Annotated in this window: 4 protein-coding genes; 2 read left to right on the forward strand and 2 right to left on the reverse strand. The window is 57.0% G+C overall.

Going from position 1 to position 2,277, the window contains the following annotated elements; translation table 11 throughout:
- Positions 1-300 (reverse strand): iron-sulfur cluster assembly scaffold protein (locus tag WBC85_RS05965; RefSeq protein WP_424433966.1); only part of this gene is annotated, 300 nt, incomplete at its 3' end.
- A gap of 74 nt (positions 301-374) precedes the next feature.
- Here WBC85_RS05965 and hisI point away from each other — a divergent pair.
- Positions 375-731 (forward strand): phosphoribosyl-AMP cyclohydrolase, encoded by a 357-nt coding sequence (gene hisI, locus WBC85_RS05970; protein WP_424433960.1) that lies wholly within the window; start codon positions 375-377, stop codon positions 729-731.
- 32 nt (positions 732-763) lie between these two features.
- Entirely contained in the window at positions 764-1,774 is a 1,011-nt protein-coding gene (locus WBC85_RS05975) for an alkane 1-monooxygenase (RefSeq protein ID WP_424433962.1), read from the forward strand.
- 57 nt (positions 1,775-1,831) lie between these two features.
- On the opposite strand, the gene WBC85_RS05980 is transcribed toward WBC85_RS05975, so the two are convergent.
- A partial coding sequence (locus tag WBC85_RS05980) for an ammonium transporter (protein WP_424433964.1) occupies positions 1,832-2,277 on the reverse strand: 446 nt, incomplete at its 5' end.

Below are 2,277 nucleotides of genomic sequence, written 5' to 3' on the forward strand. Positions count from 1 at the left end.
TAACAAGGCGCGCAACTGATCGCGGCCCTTGATCGCTTGTTCAGGCGTGCAGCCGATGATCGCGCCGCCGACCACTGCGGCGGCGGCCTGTCCCAATGCGCAGGCCTTAACATCCTGACCAAATGCGCTGACGATACCGTTGTGCATGGACAGATCGACCGTCACGGTTGAGCCACACAGGGGCGAGCGCTTTTTGACGCTGGCCTGCGGTGCCTCCAATCGCTCTGCGCAAGGGATATCACTGGCCAAGGCGAGAATGCGCGCAGAGTAAAGCTTGATAAGGTCGGTTTCGGCTGCCATGGATTGAACGCTTTCGCCCTGTTGCAATGTTGCGTAGATAGGCGGCATGCCGCGCTTTTGAAAGGACTAGCACGATGAGTTTTGATCCCGCAACGCTACGCTTCAATGACGCTGGGCTCATTCCCGTGATCGCGCAGGCCGATGGTACGGGCGAAGTGTTGATGATGGCCTGGATGAATGCCGAAGCCGTGCAGCGCACAATCGACAGCCGCCGCGTTACATATTGGTCGCGTTCGCGCGCGTCCTTTTGGGTAAAGGGCGAAACATCCGGTAACGTTCAGGAACTTGTTGATTTGCGCATGGACTGTGACAAGGATTGTCTGCTGGCGATTGTACGTCAGAGCGGACCTGCCTGTCATACCAATCGCAGGAGTTGTTTTTATACTTCTATTTCTGAGGGTTCCGAGGTGGAACTAATGTCACCCGAGTAACGCATTGGCATGGGGCAGAGAGGCCAGACCGCATGACGAAATTTTCACTGGTTACGTTAACATTGGTTGCGCTGCTACTTGCAGCCTGCCTGTTTGGCGGGATCTGGGTCTGGGCGGCGCTGGCCTATATTTCCCTCTTTGCCTATGCCGTGGATCGCCTAACGCCCGAATTATTGGCAAACGCACCCGCCGAGGCAGAGTTCCCGGCCGCGACGCCCTTATCTGTTGTTCTTGCGCTGGCGCATTTTCTGGTGCTCGGGCTTTGCATCGTGTCGCTTGCAACGGCGCGCGCGGGCATCGCAGAGCAGTTCGCGCTTTTTCTGGCTGTCGCGCTTTTCGCGGGGCAGGTCGGGCATCCCAACGCGCATGAGTTGATCCACCGCCCGCAGCGTAGCCTGCGCCGACTTGGACGCGCGGTCTATATGTCCATCCTGATGGGCCATCATGCCTCTGCCCACCCCTTGGTGCATCACGTCCATGTTGGCACGGCGAGCGATCCTGTTTCCGCACCAAAGGGCCGTGGCTTTTGGCGCTTTTTCGGGCGCGCCTGGCTTGGTTCATATCGTGCTGGATACGCGGCCGAACAGAAGCGATTGAAGATAGGCGAACGGCATCCCTATACGTTCTATCATTTGGGCGCGGCGGCGACATTGCTGGCAGGCTTTGCTTTGGGCGGCGTAAAGGGCCTTTTTATCTGCGCCTGTCTTGGCGTTTATGCGCAGCTGCAAATCTTCCTATCGGACTATGTGCAACATTATGGGCTCAGACGTAGAATGTTGGAAAATGGCAAGCCCGAACCTGTCGGAGCAGAGCATAGCTGGAACACGCCGCATCGTTTTTCCGGCGCGATGATGTTGAACGCCCCGCGCCATTCGGATCATCATACCCATCCGTCACGTCAGTACCCTTCATTACAACTGGTTGTGGCGCAAATGCCCATGCTTCCCTACAGCTTGCCGATGATGGCGCTCATTGCGCTTGTGCCGCCGCTTTGGCGGCGCATCATGGACCCGCGCGTCGGGCATTGGGAAGATCGTGCATAACGCACAAAAAAGGCGGACCCTTTTACGGACCCGCCCAATCATTGAAATGTCGCGAAATTACGAGGACATATCGTAAGCGCGCTCACCGTGAACGGCCAGATCAAGACCGTTGGTTTCTGTTTCAATATCAACGCGCAGCGGCGTGATTGCTTTTACGATATAGATCAGCGCGACGGTCACAACCAAGGTGTAAAGACCAACGATGGCCAATCCACCAAGCTGCGCGGCCCATGTGCCGGCACCAAAAACCGCAATCATGATTGTGCCAAAGATGCCGCCAACGCCGTGCACCGCGAAAACATCCAATGTGTCGTCGATCTTCAGGCGGTTGCGGATCACAAGGACCGCTTCCTGACACAGAATACCCGCGACTGCGCCAATCACCAGCGCTTCGATCGGGCCGACAAAGCCAGAAGCAGGCGTGATAGAAGCAAGGCCCGCGATGGTCCCCGTGACGATACCCACGAGCGAGGATTTACCGAATTTGATACGTTCCCATAGTG

The sequence above is a fragment of the Planktotalea sp. genome, from assembly GCF_049680325.1.
In the GTDB taxonomy this organism is placed as follows: domain Bacteria; phylum Pseudomonadota; class Alphaproteobacteria; order Rhodobacterales; family Rhodobacteraceae; genus Planktotalea.

Bases quoted from the DNA above. Each gene is read 5' to 3' on its own strand.
- hisI (WP_424433960.1), top strand. From the start codon at position 375: ATGAGTTTTGATCCCGCAACGCTACGCTTCAATGACGCTGGGCTCATT.
- WBC85_RS05975 (WP_424433962.1), top strand. From the start codon at position 764: ATGACGAAATTTTCACTGGTTACGTTAACATTGGTTGCGCTGCTACTT.